Origin of the sequence: Anaeromassilibacillus sp. SJQ-1 (assembly GCF_046693725.1) — a bacterium.
Lineage (GTDB): Bacteria > Bacillota > Clostridia > Oscillospirales > Acutalibacteraceae > Anaeromassilibacillus.
Window position 1 is genome coordinate 190,637 of the sequence record NZ_JBKEIV010000009.1, and the last position, 15,805, is coordinate 206,441.

The window sequence follows — 15,805 nt, forward strand, 5'->3', positions numbered from 1 at the left end:
ACAAATCCTTACATTTATTTTTTAACAGCCAAACTGGCCAAGCCTTCCCGCACGCCTTCCACCAAGGCATCCACATCTTCCAGCGTATTCAAGTGGGAAAAACTAACCCGCAAGGCTGCTTGAATCCGTTCCCTTGGAAGCCCCATCGCTTCCAAGACGGGGCTCTGTTTCCCCTTCGAACAGGCAGACCCGGACGAGACATAAACGCCACGTGCTGCAAGGAAATGCAGCATGGTTTCCGCCCGGACAGCGCCTACGCTGAAATTGACTATATAGGGCAATGCATCTTCTGGCGAATTGAACTCCACGCCGGGCAATGCCAGCAACTTTTCCCGGCAAATAGCCGCGAGCTCTTCAGCCTGCCGTAATCCTTCGTTCACAGGGGGAAGCGCTTTCACCGCCGCGCCAAAACCGCCGATGGCCGGCAGCCCCTCCGTGCCAGGCCGCATTCCGTGCTCCTGTCCGCCGCCAAAAGTGCGAGGTGCAATACGGACGCCTTTGCGTACATATAGAGCGCCAACCCCTTTGGGGCCGTGAATCTTATGCGCGCTGATACTCAGTAGATCAATTTTTCTCCGCTCCGGCCTTAAATCGAGCTTCCCGAATCCCTGCACTGCATCGACATGGAGTAATGCGGGCGCCTTCTTCGCTGCAATGGCCTGTGCCGCCGCATCCAGAGGCAGGATCGTCCCAACCTCATTGTTAACCGCCATCATTGTGACCAGCGTCGTATCAGGACGAACCGCCTCCTGTACAGCTTCGGGCAAAATGTGGCCTTCCCGGTCAGGTTGAAGCCAAGTGACCTCCCAGCCCTCCTTTTCAAGTTGGCGTACAGCATTTGTCACAGACGGGTGCTCAATCTGCGTGGTGACAATATGCATCCCCATGCGTTTTCGTGCATATGCTGCTCCAAAAATCGCAAGATTGTTGCTTTCCGTCCCTCCAGAAGTAAAAAACACCTCGTCCTCTTTGGCGCCCAAGGCTGCGGCGATATTGCGGCGCGCCTCGGTCAGCGCCTGCTCGGCGCGGAAGCCCAGGGTATGAAGGGATGAAGGGTTTCCATAGTTTTCCGTCATCAGCTCCATCACCTTTGCAGCAGCTGGCTCGCACACGCGGGTGGTGGAGGAATTGTCAAGATACGCTTCTTTCAAAGGACAGGACCTCCGATATATGAATTCATGAATCCATATTATACACCATCCTGGCAGCCAGAGCAACGCGCGCCATTGCATTTTTGCATTTTCCGTTTATAATAAGAATCAATCTAGGAAGAGGTTTTCGGGGACGCCCGCCCGGCAGAAGCCGGGCACTCCGGCATAAGGCCGGATATGTGGCGCAACATTTGCGCCACAGGCGTCCCCTCCCGGAATTTCCTCCGGTTGAAAGGAGTGCCGCCATGAAAAATACCAAACAGCGCGAGGCCATGCTGTGCGTTCTGCGTCAGAGCACAGAGCCATTGAGCGCCGAGGACATCTTTGCACAGATGAAGGCGGCGTTTCCCTCCCTGGCGTTGTCCACCATCTACCGCAATCTGGAACGCTTCGCTGCCAGCGCACTTGTTGAGCGCAACGACTTTGGCGACGGTATTGTACGGTATTCGTTGGCCCGGGAACAGCACGGCCATTACTTGGTCTGCACCGGATGCCATGCAAAAATAAAGCTCTGTGATTGTCCGCTCTCCGGGATGGAGCGCACCATTGCGGAAGAAACCGGCTTTACGGTGGAGAGCCATACCCTGACGATCTACGGGAAATGTCCCAAATGCGCAAAAAAAGAGGAACAGGAGGAAACTGTCCATGGAATTTGAACTGCGCCCCTGGCGGATGGAAGATGTGGAAGCCGTCGCCCGGTATGCCAACAACCCGAAAGTTGCCGCCAATCTACGCGACATATTTCCCTATCCATACACGCGGCAGGACGCCGAGGAGTTTCTTCAAAGCTGTATCCATGCAGACCCCTCCCGGCAATGTTTCCGCGCTATTGTGATTCAAGGGGAAGCGGCGGGCAGCATCAGTCTTTCGTTTGGAAGCGATATTGCACGTAGGTCGGCAGAATTGGGATATTGGCTGGCCGAGCCTTTCTGGGGCCAGGGGATTATGACTGCGGCTGTCCGGCAGTTCTGCGAGTACGGCTTTGCGTCGTATGATCTTGTTCGGATCCATGCGGAACCGTTCGTCTACAATCTCGCTTCGTGCCGTGTCCTGGAAAAGGCGGGATTTCAAAAGGAGGGCACTATGCGATGCAGTGTCTATAAACGCGGCGTTCTGTGGGATTCCTATCTATATGCACGGCTCAAAACCGGCTGCGTTTCCGGCGGCCCTCATTCGTGAGGTCTTGGTTCATACAAAACAGCGCCCTATGTAAACCTTATTTTTGGTTTAGATATTTTGCGAATGACACTGTATAAATATTCTTGTATTCAACTATTTTTAATAGAAAAGTGCCTTGTTGGAAGCCGCGACACATTTTCCTGTCATGCGAAGCTCCCTCCATTGCAGTAAATTCATGGTAAAATCATTTTTTAAATGTTAAGCAAACCTGATATAAAAATCCGATTATCTGCGTAAATACAGCGTTTAAGGACTATTCATCAACTAAAAAATCAACTATTTTACCACGAATTTACTATGATTGAATGAGCTTTGATATGACAGAAAAAGAGCAGGGCGATTGCACAAAAAGCGTGTATTTCCCTTGCTCTTTTATTGTTTTCTAAATTATTCCCAATCCATAGCCACACACGCATATGCCGCAGTTTCGATTGGCAAAACTTGTTCATTGAAGCATACTTTCGGATTATGATGCGCGTAAATAGTGTCTGAATCCTCTTTAGCTCCAATTACAAAGTAAGAAGACGGTATTTTATTTGCAAATATTGCAAAATCATCAGACGCAGTTATATGTAGTCCAGATACTATATTAAATTCTGGATTCATAGATTCTAACGCTTTGACGATTTCCTGGTTTCTTTTTTCATCACAACAGAGGACAGGTGTATCGGTTAAAGTATCTATTTTGCTTTCTGCGTGAAAGGCACTAGAGATATTTTTTACGATTTCATTAATCCTTGTAATTAAATATTGTTTTATTTCACTGTTAAATGTACGAAGTGTTCCCTGCAAAACAGCCGTTTCTGGAATAATGTTGCCTACTGTTCCAGAACTGAATTGCCCTATTGTCAATGTTACTTCCTTATCAGGAGCGCATTCACGCGCAATTAGCTCCTGCAATGCCTGATAAATGTGAACTCCAACATTGATAGGGTCTACTCCATTCTGAGGCATGGCACCATGCGTACCTTTTCCCGTTATCGTTATTTTAAAGCCCCAAATAGAAGCAGCCGTCAAAGTGCCATAAGCGATTGTTCCTACGGGAATAACGGACGCTACATGGGTTGCAAAAGCTGAATCTACCTTAGGATTTTCCAGTACTCCTTCAGACATAACAGCCTGTGCGCCTCCAAATGTTTCCTCCCCAGGCTGAAACAATAATTTTATTTTTCCTTTTAATTCCTTTTCGTGCTTTTTCAATATCTTGGCGGCTCCTAACAAAGCAGTCGTATGTATATCATGCCCACAAGCGTGCATATTGCCATTTTGTGAAGCAAAAGACAGATGACTTTCTTCACGCATAGACAATCCGTCCATATCTGCTCTAAGAAGTAAACATCTATCTCCTGAACCCACATAACCAATAACACAATTTCCGTTGACCTTTGTCTCAAATGGAATACCAAATTCTGTCAACTTTTTTCTCACAAAAGAAACAGTTTGAGGAAGTTCAAGTCCCAATTCAGGTATTTTGTGAAGTTCTCTGCGCCATTCTATAAGCTCATTATACATCACTGTACTTTCAGTATAAATTGAAGAATACATATTCTCACTCTCTTTCTTGAAATTTTTACAATAATTATTTTATCTCTTTTTTATATGTTTGTCTTAAAGTATAATTTTATATCAGTTATAACATATACATTATAACTGAAAGGAAATTAAAATTATGGAAATACATCATTTAAAACAACTCATTGCTATTTCTCAATGTGGTTCCATTAACAAAGCTTCACAAAGGCTGTATATTTCTCAACCCTCATTAAATAACATTGTAAAACGATGTGAGAAAGAATTAGGATTTACAATTTTTATGAGGACACCAAAAGGTGTGAAATTAACTGAAAAAGGAGAGGAATTTATCAAAATAGCTCAAAATATTATTGCAGAATATAAAAAAATAGAAGACCTGTCCTCCACTAATAATAAAACAGTTTCTATTTCATTTATTTATTTATCATATATTCTTGAAGCACTTCTTAAATTTCAAGATCAGGGCTTTTTAGTTTCTGATATGCTCCGCAGGACAGAGCCATCTGAAACAATAAATGACGTTGTATCTCAAAAGGTTCGTATAGGAATTATGCCAGTATATCAAGCAGATTTAAACGAATTTGCAGAGGAAATAAGGCAATATAGTTTGCAGTATCTTATGCTTTTTGAAGCCGTACAAATATACGCTATTGTTAGCCAGACTCATTCCCTTGCTGGTAAAAAAAGTATTTCTATCAGTGAAACCCTTGAATATCCTTTAACTTATTATACAGCAGTGCCTGAAAAATCTGTGCTTAGAAATATATATGACTCTAAGCGTTCTCTAAAAGTACAGAATAGAGATGAATTATTTTTAGTACTGAAAAATAATAAACATATTTCTCTTTTAACCCTTACATCTCATTCAAAAAATCCAGAATTTTATTATATTCCGGTAATAGGTAATGAGTTCAAGATGAATATATGTGCGATTTTTCTTTCTGATACTATACCTACTAAACAAGAAATTGAGATGATTAAATTTTTAAAAAGCACCATACATTTCATATAATTTGTTTTTATATAAACTTTAAAAAACTGTATTTTGCAATAATTTATTTTTAATATCCAACGCAAGGATAAATGTATCTATAATTTCCCAAAAAAGAAGAGGGTATCCCAAAAGTCATGAAGTGACTTGAAAGATACCCTCGCTTTTTTAAACGCAAATATTTTTCCGGAAAGAGGATGCCCCTTTCCTATGACTCGAAAAATTCATAGTTTTGGGCCACCCTCTTTTCCATGTTCCGCGGGTTCACCCGCTGTTTTCCATATGTAATCAGGAAACCACACCGATTTTCCCTCGACAAGGCAACCTCCTTGTCCATAACGTTTTTATTTTTTCTTGGTGGACGAATCCTTGCCGGTACTATTCACGCCTTTATAGATCATATAGACGATAAAGGCCAGCAAAAATACATCCAGACCGATCATCGGGGCGTTTCCATCTTTGATCTCAAACAGCATCAGGACCAGGACGGCAACCCCTAAAATACCGTAGCCAAACAGGCTGATTCGAAATTTTGGTTTCAAATTGACTCCCTCTTCCCATTCGTTAGTTTCTGTAGCAACAACAGGATATTTTTACAACAATCCGACTTGTCAAACGCTTTGCAAGCAGCGCGCATATCCGCCAAACGGCGTGGGTCCTGTAAAAGGGACCGCACCGCAAACGCACAGCTCGCACCGCTCTTGAGCCGAATCCCCATACTGTGCGCCTGCAAAAATTGTGCATTGTCCTCCTCCTGCCCCGGAATCGCATCAAATACAGCCATAGGTAACCCGCTGGCCAACGCTTCTGAAACCGTCAGCCCGCCGGGCTTCGTAATGAGCAGGTCGGACGCATGCATATACGTTTGTACTTCTGTTGTAAATTCGACCAAGTGGGTCGGTTTCGGACTGTTCGGCAGTTCCCTGCGAAATGCCTCATAAAGTTTCCGATTCTTGCCGGTAATGACAATCACCTGGAAATCCGTACCAAGCGTGGAAATATCGCGGTATACGCCTAGAATATTTTTCACTCCAAAGCTTCCCGCCATAATCAACACCGTGGGCAGATCCGGCGAAAGGTTCATTCCGCGCAAAAGCTCGGCCCGATCCTCCTCCCGATAAAAGGACTCGAATACCGGGATTCCAAACGGATAAATTCTCTCCTGGGGCGCGCCCATCTGTACAAAGTCATCGCGCAGGGACTCTGTCGCTACCACATAGGCATCCACCTCCGGCGCAAGCCACGCCATGTGGGGTCCATAGTCGGTCACAACGTTTACCAGAGGCGCCGAAACCCGGCCCTGCTCCTTTAAGCGGGAAACCATCTGCCCGGCAAAATGATACGTATCCAGGATCACATCCGGTTGGAATTCCTCGATCAATGGCAAGAGCTTCCGGGCCAACATTCCATTGACGCGCGGCAACAAACCGGCAAATTTGGTATCGCGGTTGGTGCTGTGGTACAGGGAGCCGAAGATTTGTGGAGCATGTTTTGCGGAAAATTTATATCCATCGCAACAGAGCGCGTTCACCGCGCGTCCCACATGCTGAAGCGCGTCCTCCACTCGGACCTGCGCACCCGGCAGATGCTCCTGAAAATAGGCCTCCATCGCCTGTGCAGCACGTTTATGTCCGCCCCCCGCAGCGGCATACAAAAGTAAGATTTTCATGGGGCGTTCTCCTTTCCGGTGAGTGAACGGATCAACCAGAGAATGTTTTTCCCGGATTGGGACTTATCAAAACGCTCGCAGGAGGAGCGCATATCCTCTAGCCGCCGGTTGTCCGCCAAAACAATGCGGATGGTCTTTCCGCAGCTCTCCCCTGCTTGAATACGCACCGCCATATTGTGGGAAAGCAGAAATTGCGCATTATCCTCCTCCTGGCCCGGGATAGCATCAAATACCGCCAGAGGGATGTCGCACGCCAACGCCTCTGAGACGGTCAGCCCGCCAGGCTTTGTCACCAAAAGATCTGCTGCATGCATATACTTGTCCACTTCATCGGTAAAGTAGACCAGCTTTGTCCGGCGTTTGCTCTTGGCCAATTCCTCCGCAAATGCCTCGTAGAGCTTTTGGTTTCTTCCTGTGATGACGATAATCTGAAAAACAATGTCCTGTGCGGCAATTTCGCGGTAAATATCCATGATTCCGGACACCCCAAAGCTTCCCGCCATGAACAGGATCGTCGGCACATCCGGCTCCAGTCCCATCTCCTGGAGCAGCGCCGCCTTGTTCTCCTTGCTGAAGAACACATCGTTTACCGGAATACCAAACGGATAGATAATATCGCGCGGCGCCCCCATCTCCACCATCTCCGGCACCATATCTTCATTGCTCACCACATAGGCATCCACTTGCCGCGCAATCCAGGCGCGATGCGGCCCATAGTCCGTCATCAAACAAATCAAAGGCGCCTGTACAAGGCCCTTCTCCTTCAAATGGGAGATCATTTCTGTGGCAAACGGGTGTGTGGATAAAATGAGATCCGGCGCCTGTTCACGGAGCATCGGCAACAACCGCAGGCCGAGCAGGCCGCTGAAATGCGTCATCAGTGTATTGAGAACGCTCTCCTCGTTTGTTGCACGATATAGTTGTCCAAAGACCTTTGGCGTTTTTGTTGCCAAGAAGCGGTAGCCATCGCAGCATGTCTTATCCAATAGGGACCCTACACATTTGAGTGCGTCCACCACTTCGACACGCCATTGCGGTTCGTTTTCCCGCAGGCATGTCTGAACGGCCTGCGCGGCGCGCAGATGCCCACCTCCTGTAGCGGCGGATAGAATCAATATTTTCACAATGACCCTCCTTCGGACAGCGAAACCCATTTTCTTTCGCGATTTTATTCCGCCCTGGATGATTTCGACAACTCTTTTGATTCCTTTATTATATCATATATTCAAGGCGATTCAACACGAACCAGGAAATCTTCTCAATATGGGGACTTTGGGAACTGTTTCCGTGCAATAGCTCGCCGGAATATTCCTGAGCCTTATTCATTTTTTCTCTGGATCTCCATCTTTTTCCTGCAAAAATGGAATGGTAAGTATTCCGCCAGGAATTGGCGTGATTAATGATAAAGCTGTAACTTTACTTTTTTTCAAAAAAGTTATATCATACTATTAAATCCGCAGGGACTTCCGTTGGCGCGCCAAAACGCGGCCGCGGACAGCTGATACAAGAGAGGGAGGCACCGAATGGGCGGTAGAAGATATTACAGAGGCCAAAAAGACAGTGGACGCGACATTTACTCCGGTGCGTCCCATCTAGACCGCAAAAAATGGTGGATTATCGGCGGCTGTGTTCTTGCAGCGGTCCTAGTGATCTGCGTGATCGGCGCCGGCATTCAGATGCTCGGCAGTCCACAGGATTCCTCCACTGAGCCAGGTGAAGGGCAAATCACTGAGCGAACCACATTCCCAAAGGGGATTGTAGTCGAAGGCATTGATCTCAACGGAATGACCTTGGAAGAAGCTACCGCGGCGGTCAAGGCCGTAGAACCTTCGCTGGCTATCTGCGACATCACTCTCACATATGGCGAGAAAAGTTGGGCTCTCACCGGGTCCGATCTTTCCTTTACGTATAACACAGATGCTGTGCTTCAGGAAGCTTTTGGGTTTGTTAAGCAGGCGGATGCAGCCACGCTCTCCGACTTGGAAACACAGCCTAAATCCTATGAAATTACAGCGACACCCGATACCACCTCCTTGAAAGAAACTCTGACTACACTCACGCAGGAGGTCAACCAACCGGCCAAGGATGCGACCGTTCAGTCGTTTGATCCGGCCAGCGAAACCTTTACCTTCGAGGAAGGACAGAATGGCGTTTCCGTAGACATCGATGCACTCACCGCACAGGTGGAGGCTCTCCTTCAAAAAGAGGAAGCCGGGACCGTCGCCATTCCTGTGGCAGAAACCTCCTATCAAGTTTCAGCGGCCGATCTCAAAGCCAATATGAAAAAACTGGGGACCTACAGTACCGTATCGACCAACACCAGTGATGGAAATATTAATATGAAGCTTGCATTAGAAGCTGTGAACGGCACTTGCATCCCCGCGGGGGGATCCTTTGATTATTGGCAGGTGGTTGGAAATACAACGCCAGAAAAAGGATACAAAAAGGCGAATGCGATTGTCAACGGCAAGTTTGTTCCATCCTATGGCGGCGGCGTCTGCCAGACGAGCACCACGATTTATGGAGCCGCTCTTCGGTCAGCTATGGAGATTGTTCAGCGCTCGTCCCATTCGATTAAGGCGACGTATTGCCCAATCGGCCAGGACGCTGCTGTTAGTTATCCAGATTTAAACTTTGTGTTTAAAAACCCAACAAATTACCCTTTGTATATTTCTGCAGGTATGAGTGGGAAAACATTGACCGTCACCATGTATGGATATCAATCTCCGGATTATGATAATATCGAGATTACATCCCAGTTGACAGAAACCATTCCGCCTGTATCCGAACCGAAGTATACCGTGGATAAATCCATGGCCAAGGGAACCAAGCATTACGATGCGAAACCGCGCGAAGGATACCGCGCCAGTGCGCAGCGTATTTATTACAAAAACGGCCAGGTAGTCAAGACCGAAAAGCTCCCGAATTCTTATTATCGTCCGGCGCCGGCTTACTACTCGATCGGGCCGGACACCGATCCTAAGACTGCGGTTCTGGTGGATTATACGGGCAAGCCAGTAAACGGCACGCCATCCAACAGCCAGTCGCCGAGTTCGTCGGCCCCGGAATCCACTGCGCCGCCAGCTTCTTCTACACCGGGGGCAACTACTCCACCGGCGACTTCCACTCCGCCAGCGGCGAGCAGTGAGCCCGCCGTTACGACGCCACCGACAACGGAACAGCCCCCTGCGGCGACAGATGGTACCGTTGTGCCCGCCGTTCCAGAAACGGGGACCTCTTCCGCAGCGGATGTACAACCGGACCCGGAGGCGTCAATCACCCCCGTCGGATAATCCCGTACGGAAGTAACCCGAGATCAAAGAAAGGAGGCCTGTCTAAAGATGGAAGCAAAAGCGCCCACGGTCAGCATTATTATTCCTGTTTATAACGTGGAAAAATTTCTGCGCAAATGCCTTACCAGCCTTGTAGAACAGACCTTTCAGGATCGTGAAATCATTGCTGTAAACGATGGTTCCACCGATCGTTCCCTGGACATTTTGCGCGAGTTTGAGCAAAAATATGAGTTTGTCACGGTGGTCGATCAGGAAAACCGGGGCATGTCCAAGGCGCGCAACCGCGGTTTAAGCCTTGCGCGTGGAGAATACATCTGTTTTATTGACAGCGACGACTATGTGGCGCCGAACTTTCTAGAGCGTCTTTACGGTGCTTGCGTTGAAAACGATGCGCAGATTGCCTGCTGTTATTACTATTATCAATATGCCAGTTCGGGGTTCACGATGGAATATCCCTTTCGATGCAGAGGGGTTTTGACCCGCGAAGAGGCGATGAATAAACTTTTGCGCGATCTACAGATTCAGAGCCTTGTGTGGAATAAGATGTACAAGCGTTCTCTGTTTACCGACTATAACATCCAATTTCCCAGCATTGCCTTTGAAGATATGGCTACTGCAAATCGTGTCTTTGCACATGCCGAACGCGTTGTCGTTTTGGATGAGCCGCTTTACTATTATGTACAGCGCAGCGGAAGCACGCTCGCCACCATCAATGCCAGTAAGATCAATGATTTTATCCGAGCTGTCGCAATGGTCCGCGTCTCTCTGGAAAAGAGCGGCCAGTTCGAAAAGTACCGCAAAAGCTATCTGGCATTGACGCGAAAGACTTCTCTATGTTGTTACTGGTATGTCCTTCGCATGCACAACGAAAAGAAATCCATCCGTGGATGTATTGCAAACATGCGGCGTATCAACCGCGCAATGCGGCACTACACTGCGGAAACTTTTGATCCTGTATCCCCGCAGTTGCCGGACGTTGTGTGTACACCAACGGATAAAAAATTGGAAAAGGACTATTCCGTCCGCTGATACGGACGTCATCGGCGATGCAGGCGTCTGCATCGCCTTTTTCTTGCGTAAAACACTGGAAAACAGTCCCGGTTATTCTATATTTTTCCAAGGGGATTCGCCTTCGGTACCCTGAACAAAAGGTCCTCTGTTGTTTTTCAACCGGACCGGATATAGGCGGTTTTCTTTCTTCTGAATGGAAATGCTAATCTATATTTCATGAATCTCAGGAAATTGGAACGAGAAAGGATGTCTATTATGAAAAATGACGGTTTCCTTCGAGTTGCAGCAGCTACTCCGCACATTCGTGTGGCTGATTGTGATTTTAACAAGGAGGCAATATCGGCGCTTTTGCATACCGCTGCCGAACAGCATGTTGGCGCCATTGTATTTCCGGAACTTTGCCTGACCGGATATACGTGTGGTGATCTCTTTCACGATACGACCCTGCTCCAGGCAGCTGAACAAGCGCTTGGTGAATTGTTGGAGGAGAGCAAAGCATACCCGCTGCTCGCCGTCGTAGGGCTTCCCGCCGCATTCGGCTCCTCTCTCTACAATGTCGCTGCGGTGTTCTGCCAGGGAAAACTTTTGGGCCTTACTGCCAAAAGCCATATTCCGAACTACAGTGAATTCTATGAGGCGCGTCACTTTGCTCCTGCGCCCCATACCCTGGTTCCGGTCACATTTTGCGGGCAAGAGACCGTTTTGGGATGTGAACTCGTCTACACTTGTATGGAAACGCCGGAATTCACCGTGGGAGTTGAGATTTGTGAGGATCTTTGGGTGCCAGAACCGCCTTGCGCCCATATGGCCCAGGCAGGTGCAACGCTGTTGCTGAACACCTCTGCCAGCGATGAAGTCATCGGCAAGGCAAATTACCGCCGCGGCCTGGTGCGCGATCAATCCGCACGCCTCTTCTGCGCCTATGCCTATGCGGATGCCGGGGAGGGGGAATCCACCACCGATCTGGTCTTTGCCGGTCACAATCTAATCGCAGAGAACGGCGGCATCCTTGCGGAGAGCCAGCCATTCACCACAGGGCTAACCTGCGCAGAAATCGATCTACAGCGTCTGATGCAGGAGCGCCGGCGCGCCAATACTTGGAACAACCGTTTCGATGGACCGGCTCCCATTCCTTTCTCGTTGGAACTTCCGGACTTTCCCATAACACGCTCATTTGCGCGTTTGCCATTTGTCCCACAGGATGCACAGGACCTCTTTGGGCGCTGTGAAATGATCCTGCACCTGCAAGCGGCGGGATTAAAAACCCGCCTGGAACACACGGGTGTTCGCCACGCAGTGGTAGGCCTTTCCGGAGGATCGGATTCTACTCTGGCCTTATTGGTAACGGTGCGGGCCTTTGACGCGCTCCAGCTTCCGCGCAAGGGCATCCTGGCTGTCACGATGCCCGGTTTTGGGACAACCGGGCGCACAAAAGGCAATGCAGAACAGCTCGCCGGTCTCCTGGGAGTGGCCTTCGACACAGTATCCATCCACGATGCTGTGCAGCGGGCATTTTCGCGACATCGGCCACGACCCGTCTGTGCACGATGTAACCTATGAAAACGCACAGGCGCGCGAGCGCACGCAGATCTTGATGGATTTGGCCAATCAAAACGGCGGCCTGGTCATCGGTACGGGGGACCTCTCAGAATTGGCACTCGGTTGGGCGACCTACAACGGGGACCACATGTCCATGTATGCGGTCAATGCATCCATCCCCAAAACTTTGGTACGCCATCTGGTGCACTATGCGGCCCAGCAAGCGGGCGGAGCGCTCTGTGATGTATTGGAAGATATTCTGGACACGCCTGTCAGTCCGGAACTGCTTCCCCCTGTGGATGGCGTAATCTCACAAAAGACGGAGAACCTTGTCGGTCCTTATGAGCTGCACGACTTTTTCCTTTACCACATGCTTCGCTTTGGATTTTCACCGGCAAAAATCTATCGCATGGCGCTTCGCACATTTGCCGGCACTTATGATGCAGAAACGATCCAAAAATGGCTGCTTATTTTTTACCGGCGTTTCTTTGCGCAGCAGTTTAAGCGCTCTTGTTTGCCGGATGGACCAAAGGTGGGCAGCGTAGCGCTCTCTCCACGCGGCGATTGGCGCATGCCCAGCGATGCAAGCGCAAAGCTGTGGTTACAACAAATCGAGGCACTTTCCAATCGCACACCAGAAAGGGTATCAAATTAGTCTATCAGGGGGAATCTTGTATGAAAAAAGTACGGATTACCGTATTAAAAACCACGTTGGACAAAGAATTGGCAAACGAGTATGGAATAGAAGGTCTGACTGCCTGTCCCATGCTGAAGGCAGGGCAGGTATTCTATGCGGATTATGCCAAGCCGGAAGGGCTCTGCGACGAAGCTTGGAAAGCCATTTACCAGTACGTATTCGCTCTAGCACATGGCGCTGGAGAGGGCCTCTTTTACTATGGCGACTGGATTCGCAAGCCGGGGGTAGCCATTTGTAGCTGCAACGACGGCCTACGCCCAGTCATCTTTAAATTGGAGGCAACGGAAGAAGAGGCCGTTATCGACTACATACCTGTGCGGTAATTTCCGCTACTTTCGACCGCCCGCTTTCCTGGCGCTACCAAAGGCAAGCCCCATAGAGCAGAGCCCTCCCGTCAAAAACCTACTACCGGTACACAAACGATGCCCTGCGGAATTTCCCGCTGGGCGTCTTTTTTATTTCCATTCTTCCACCACTCCGCCTTTTTGGGAACGACATCCTGTTTTCCTTTTTAATTTGCTAGCCGTTTTCCTTTCCGATTCCTTTTTGGTCTCCCCTTTCCCCGATCTCCCGAAGGCCACTTTTCACCGCCTTTCCCCTCCGTTCGTCCAGTCGGTTTCTTTGCGATGTTTTCCGGCCGCCCTTTTGCACTTTGTATTCCATTTTGAAAACCTTTGTATTGTTTCCTGAATGAATTACTTACTGTTTCTTTGTGGGAACCCTGCATAAAGCCGAAAGGGGCGGAGCCGTATGGCCCCGCCCCTCCCGGTTTGGATAAGGAAGAATTTATGAAAAAGAGTCTTGTAAGCAATTATTGGCCACTGGCCTGTACCAGTGTCACTTCTGCAGTGAAAGTCTTACCGGTTAAATCGTTGACGACTGTCAGGGTTACCTTATCACCTGGCTTTTTCTTGCTGACATAGGAGGTGATGGTCGTACTGTTGGTAACTTCCGTATCGTCAATCTTGGTGATGATGCATCCCTGAGTGATCCCCGCATTCGCAACGGACTCATTGTTGATGGATGCCACATACATGCCCGGCGTCAAACCGTAGAAACGGGCCGACATGCTGTCCAGATATTGGCCAGTAATCCCGAGCACCGCTCTGTCTTTGACATAACCGTACTCCTTCAGGTTGCTGATGACAGATTGGGCATCGTCAATCGGGATAGCAAATCCCAATCCCTCAAAGCCCTCTGCCACGATCTTACTCGAGTTAATGCCGACCACTTGGCCGTACATGTTCACCAGAGCACCGCCGGAATTTCCGGGATTGATCGCTGTATCCGTCTGAATGCAGTCCATGGTGTAACCTGAATCGCTGCTGGTGATCTGGCGGTTCAACGCTGAAACAATTCCTTGCGTTACGCTGGAACTCAGTTCCAGACCGCCTGGATTGCCAATTGCCATCACAGTATCGCCAACCTCCAAATCGCTGGAAGAACCAAATTCAGCGGCTTGCAAACCGGTGGCCTCTATTTTGATGACGGCCAAGTCTGTGATATTATCGCTGCCAACCAGCTTTGCCTCATAACTTTTGCCGTCAGACATAATCACTTTCAGAGAAGAGGCTCCTTCTACCACATGCGCATTGGTGATGATATATCCATCGCTTGTGGCAATGATTCCAGAACCTTCGCTTGCCGGGGATACTTCATCGCCGGCCTGCCCATTCTGCGGTACCCCATTAAAGAAGTACAGAATGTTGCTATTGTTGGTGTTTTGATAGTTTTGGATACACACGACGGAAGGAATGACTTTCTTCGCCACCTCCTGGGGTGTGAGTTCCCCCGAAACCGTGCTAGTCGGTTGACTGTTTCCCACCAATTTATTGATGGTAAACGCGGGTTCCGTAGAACTGCCAGAGTTATTGACGGAAATGTATCCGTTGTTGATGAGGGCAACAAAGCCGCCGATCGAACCAACCGAAACCATCAAACACGCCATAACCCCTGCAAGAACCTTCAAGGCGGTTTTTTTACCCTTGGACATCGGCTTCTTTTCTCTCTTAGGTTTTTGCGGCTTTGGCGCGGCCTGTGCATATGGGTTTTGGTAGCTGTGGTAGTAGTCGCCCTGCCACATCACCTGATTCTGATGGCCGCTGTACTCATGCTGCCCGTTTGCATTGGGATAGGCGCCATAAGTGTTTTGATAGGGTCCATTCCCCGGTTGATTGTTGTAAGCATTGTACGGCTGCTGGCCATAGTTTGCCTGATAACTGGTATAGCTGGCTGGATTCGTATAAGCAGAATGATAAGACGGCGCCTGCGGCTGTCCGGCAGGCATTTCGTTTGAGGCCGGTTTTGTATGGCCTTCCTGACCCTGTACAGCTTCCGGAGCTGTCTGTACCGGCTCGTTCTTTTCTTCCGCCACAGCCTTTTCAGCGGCATTCTGCTCTGTGGAAGCGGCGTCCGCCTCCAACTTGTTTTCCTGCGGGATGTTTAACCCTTCGTTTTGAGTATTGTCCATTTCATTCGGATTATACATAAGCTCATTTCCTTTCCCAGAGAACCTTTATCGCAAGTCGATTGTTTTCTTCATGCACCCTTGGGTTTCTTTCGTTCCCCTCGGTGTGCTTTTATTATGCCAATACAATGTGACCGCTGTGTGAAGGCTATTTTATGTTTTTCTGATAACTTGCGGAAGAGTCTCTGTCGAAAGAACTTCTTCACTCCATTGTTTCCAGACACTCTCTTCACTTATGATACCTATTATAAAAGCTATTTTACGGCTACTTTTGA

The 15,805-nt window shown here is 48.7% G+C and carries 12 protein-coding genes and 1 pseudogene; 7 read left to right on the top strand and 6 right to left on the bottom strand.

Features of this window, described 5'->3' with window-relative positions; all coding sequences use genetic code 11:
- Positions 1-14 precede the first annotated feature (14 nt).
- Positions 15-1,151, bottom strand: a complete 1,137-nt coding sequence (locus ACGCCZ_RS02660) for a cysteine desulfurase family protein (protein WP_054323261.1) — start codon at positions 1,149-1,151, stop codon at positions 15-17.
- A gap of 245 nt (positions 1,152-1,396) precedes the next feature.
- Between ACGCCZ_RS02660 and ACGCCZ_RS02665 the strand changes: the two genes are divergently transcribed.
- Both ACGCCZ_RS02665 and ACGCCZ_RS02670 read left to right on the top strand, forming a co-directional pair.
- Positions 1,397-1,807, top strand: a complete 411-nt coding sequence (locus ACGCCZ_RS02665) for a Fur family transcriptional regulator (RefSeq protein WP_054323262.1) — start codon at positions 1,397-1,399, stop codon at positions 1,805-1,807.
- Positions 1,797-2,330: a GNAT family N-acetyltransferase gene (locus tag ACGCCZ_RS02670; RefSeq protein WP_054323263.1), complete on the top strand. Its 534-nt coding sequence runs from the start codon at positions 1,797-1,799 to the stop codon at positions 2,328-2,330. Before ACGCCZ_RS02665 ends, ACGCCZ_RS02670 begins: the two co-directional genes overlap by 11 nt.
- A gap of 387 nt (positions 2,331-2,717) precedes the next feature.
- Here ACGCCZ_RS02670 and ACGCCZ_RS02675 read toward each other — a convergent pair whose 3' ends face one another.
- On the bottom strand, positions 2,718-3,842 hold the full coding sequence (locus ACGCCZ_RS02675; RefSeq protein WP_411655211.1) for a M20 metallopeptidase family protein: 1,125 nt from the start codon (positions 3,840-3,842) through the stop codon (positions 2,718-2,720).
- Positions 3,843-3,999: 157 nt separating this feature from the next.
- Between ACGCCZ_RS02675 and ACGCCZ_RS02680 the strand changes: the two genes are divergently transcribed.
- Complete coding sequence (locus tag ACGCCZ_RS02680; protein ID WP_054323265.1) at positions 4,000-4,875, top strand: LysR family transcriptional regulator; 876 nt, start codon at positions 4,000-4,002, stop codon at positions 4,873-4,875.
- 323 nt (positions 4,876-5,198) lie between these two features.
- Here ACGCCZ_RS02680 and ACGCCZ_RS02685 read toward each other — a convergent pair whose 3' ends face one another.
- Genes ACGCCZ_RS02685 through ACGCCZ_RS02695 form a run of 3 tightly spaced genes read right to left on the bottom strand, consistent with a single transcriptional unit; the run spans position 5,199 to position 7,647 of the window.
- The gene (locus tag ACGCCZ_RS02685; protein WP_054323266.1) at positions 5,199-5,396 is read right to left on the bottom strand and encodes a hypothetical protein; all 198 of its coding nucleotides are present in this window, start codon (positions 5,394-5,396) and stop codon (positions 5,199-5,201) included.
- Positions 5,393-6,523, bottom strand: a complete 1,131-nt coding sequence (locus tag ACGCCZ_RS02690) for an MGDG synthase family glycosyltransferase (protein WP_054323267.1) — start codon at positions 6,521-6,523, stop codon at positions 5,393-5,395. Before ACGCCZ_RS02690 ends, ACGCCZ_RS02685 begins: the two co-directional genes overlap by 4 nt.
- Positions 6,520-7,647 carry an MGDG synthase family glycosyltransferase gene (locus ACGCCZ_RS02695; protein ID WP_054323268.1) on the bottom strand — a complete coding sequence of 376 codons (1,128 nt, stop codon included), beginning with the start codon at positions 7,645-7,647 and terminating at the stop codon, positions 6,520-6,522. The genes ACGCCZ_RS02690 and ACGCCZ_RS02695 overlap by 4 nt, the downstream gene beginning before the upstream one ends.
- Positions 7,648-8,046: 399 nt before the next feature.
- On the opposite strand from ACGCCZ_RS02695, the gene ACGCCZ_RS02700 reads away from it, so the two are divergent.
- From ACGCCZ_RS02700 to ACGCCZ_RS02715, 4 genes and pseudogenes are all read left to right on the top strand, one after another.
- Complete coding sequence (locus tag ACGCCZ_RS02700) at positions 8,047-9,816, top strand: VanW family protein (RefSeq protein WP_411655212.1); 1,770 nt, start codon at positions 8,047-8,049, stop codon at positions 9,814-9,816.
- A gap of 48 nt (positions 9,817-9,864) precedes the next feature.
- Complete coding sequence (locus tag ACGCCZ_RS02705) at positions 9,865-10,845, top strand: glycosyltransferase (protein ID WP_411655213.1); 981 nt, start codon at positions 9,865-9,867, stop codon at positions 10,843-10,845.
- Between the two features lie 237 nt (positions 10,846-11,082).
- A pseudogene (locus ACGCCZ_RS02710) lies at positions 11,083-13,021 on the top strand (NAD(+) synthase).
- A 20-nt stretch (positions 13,022-13,041) separates the two neighbouring features.
- Positions 13,042-13,386 carry a TIGR04076 family protein gene (locus tag ACGCCZ_RS02715; protein ID WP_054323271.1) on the top strand — a complete coding sequence of 115 codons (345 nt, stop codon included), beginning with the start codon at positions 13,042-13,044 and terminating at the stop codon, positions 13,384-13,386.
- Between the two features lie 488 nt (positions 13,387-13,874).
- Here the strand turns inward: ACGCCZ_RS02715 and ACGCCZ_RS02720 are convergent, their stop codons facing one another.
- Positions 13,875-15,533 (bottom strand): S1C family serine protease, encoded by a 1,659-nt coding sequence (locus ACGCCZ_RS02720; RefSeq protein ID WP_411655214.1) that lies wholly within the window; start codon positions 15,531-15,533, stop codon positions 13,875-13,877.
- Positions 15,534-15,805 lie beyond the last annotated feature (272 nt).